The 2,160-nt window shown below is 64.0% G+C and carries 2 protein-coding genes; one reads left to right on the top strand and one right to left on the bottom strand.

Annotated features, from left to right (window positions below; genetic code table 11):
• Positions 1–278: 278 nt before the first annotated feature.
• Complete coding sequence (locus tag AB0M47_RS42635) at positions 279–1,217, top strand: aldo/keto reductase (protein ID WP_363424733.1); 939 nt, start codon at positions 279–281, stop codon at positions 1,215–1,217.
• A gap of 316 nt (positions 1,218–1,533) precedes the next feature.
• Here AB0M47_RS42635 and AB0M47_RS42630 read toward each other — a convergent pair whose 3' ends face one another.
• Positions 1,534–1,938 carry a nuclear transport factor 2 family protein gene (locus tag AB0M47_RS42630; RefSeq protein ID WP_363424730.1) on the bottom strand — a complete coding sequence of 135 codons (405 nt, stop codon included), beginning with the start codon at positions 1,936–1,938 and terminating at the stop codon, positions 1,534–1,536.
• Positions 1,939–2,160: the final 222 nt, after the last annotated feature.

Here is a 2,160-nt window from a genome sequence, read left to right as displayed (position 1 = left end):
CAACAGTCATGCCGAACCGAAACGCGACTTCGCCACCAAATCCAAGATCCGCTCACCCGATTACCTGGCCAACGTTTCCTGCTGAGCCACTAGATCCCGCAAGGGTGTGCTGATGCAGCTGCTTGACGTTCCACAGTACGGATGCGATCGCTCGTTGTGTCTGCGCTGACGGGAAGGCCATGCTTCCTGCCTGACCAGCCAAAGTGTTCGGTTTGAGACGTCCCACGCACACGCTATGGTCTAACCGAACCGCGCGGGTTGACATCGAGGAGCAGCTCATGCAGCACAGGAAGCTCGGGCGCCAGGGACTGTCCACCTCCGAGATCAGCTACGGAGCGCTGGGCACCGCCGCCGGCTACGGCCCGGCCGACGACACCGAATCGATCGCCGCGATCCGGCGTGCTTACGAACTCGGCGTCACCCACTTCGACACCGCCGAAATGTACGGCTGGGGCATGGGCGAGAAGCTCCTCGGACGCGCCCTGGCGCCGATCCGCGACGAAGTGACCATCGCCACGAAGTTCGGTTACACGCCGACCTTCGGCCAGGACTCGCGACCCGAGCACATCCGCGAAGTTGTCGACAACAGCCTGCGCAACCTGGGCATCGACACGATCGACCTGTTGTACCAGCACCTGCCCGACCCGAACGTTGCGATTGAGGACGTCGTGGGCGTCATGAAGGAATTCGTCGACGCCGGCAAGGTGAAGTACCTCGGAGTCTCCAACGCCGACGCCGACACCATCCGCCGCGCCCACGCTGTGCACCCGATCTCCGCACTGCAGGACGAGTACTCGATCTTCGCCCACGACGGCGAAGCGCTGTTTCCGGTCCTGGAAGAACTCGGCATCGGCTTCGTCGCGTACTCCCCGCTGGCCCGTGGCTTCCTCAGCGGCGCGGTCAAGTCCCGCGATCACTACGACGCCAGCGACTACCGGCAGCGCATTGGCTGGTGGAAGCCGGAGAACTTCGACGCCAACCTCGCCATCGTCGATCAGCTGACCGCATTCGCCGAGAGCAAGGGCGTCGCTCTCTCTCAGCTTGCGCTGGCATGGCTGCTGGCGAAAGCGGACTACATCGTGCCCATCCCGGGCTCGCGCAATCCCGGCCGCGTCGCCGAGAACGTCGCCGCCATCGAGCTGGCCCTGACCGCCGACGACCTTGCCCGCATCGACGAGATCGTCCCCGAAGGCGGCATCGGCGGACGACTGAGCTAAGCAGGTCGACTGACGTTTCTCCGAACCTCGCCCGAGTCGGTGCGCGTCGGTATACGAAGCCCTCCTGGACCTGCTCGCTCAGGTACACGCCTGGACACCGGTCAGCATCACACCAGGATCGACGACCAACCCGCGTACACAACCAGCATCAGCAGATGCAGTGCCAGGGCCACGGTCGTCGTCCCTCCTTGCTCATGAGACTGACGATGGCGGTAGCGGTAGCAGCCGCCGGGCCGGCGCGTCGTTTGGTCGTCGCTCCCTCCTGAGCGCTGCACGTCGACGGCCGCGACACCTATGCAATCTCCATCAAGGACGGTCAGCGAAGGGCTTCGGCGACTGCCATCGTGTCCTGATAGAACGGGTACATCTCGCTGATCAGCCCGTCTCGGACGGTGATCAGCTGCATGACCGAGGTCTCCAGCATCCGGCCGGTGGCTCGGGCGGTCAGGACGCCTCGGTTCAGGACCACGATCGCGTCGTCGCCGACGACGAACCGCTGCTCAAGGAACTCCAGCGACTGCCATGCATCGCTCATCGCGGCCATGAACCTCTCGATGCCCCGCGGCCCGCGCCAGATGCCGCCGTACGGAAGGCTGGACGCCTGGTACATCACTACATCGGGATGGAGACAGGCGGCAATCTCGTCGAATGAGGCCTTCCCCATGCCTCCGGCCGCGATGTAGGCGGCTTCGGCGGCGTAGAAATTCTGTAGCACGTCCATCGTGCTCTCACTAGTCACCAACCCATCATCGCGACCCGAACGGTGTCAGTCCGGCGGGAATCGGACGTGGTGATCCCCTACCAGCCCCGCGGATCTCGGGCCACTTCGGGTTCGAGATGGTGAGCCGGATCAGGCTAGTGGCTCAGCAGGAAACGTTGGCCAGGTAATCGGGTGAGCGGATCTTGGATTTGGTGGCGAAGTCGCGTTTCGGTTCGGCATGAC

Source organism: Hamadaea sp. NPDC051192 (assembly GCF_040682475.1).
GTDB lineage: Bacteria > Actinomycetota > Actinomycetes > Mycobacteriales > Micromonosporaceae > Hamadaea > Hamadaea flava.
The sequence above is the reverse complement of the archived record's forward strand: the minus strand, read 5'-3'. Positions and strand labels throughout refer to the sequence as shown.

Coding starts and splice junctions, on each gene's coding strand:
- AB0M47_RS42630 (WP_363424730.1), bottom strand. CDS start 1,938: ATGGACGTGCTACAGAATTTCTACGCCGCCGAAGCCGCCTACATCGCG.
- AB0M47_RS42635 (WP_363424733.1), top strand. CDS start 279: ATGCAGCACAGGAAGCTCGGGCGCCAGGGACTGTCCACCTCCGAGATC.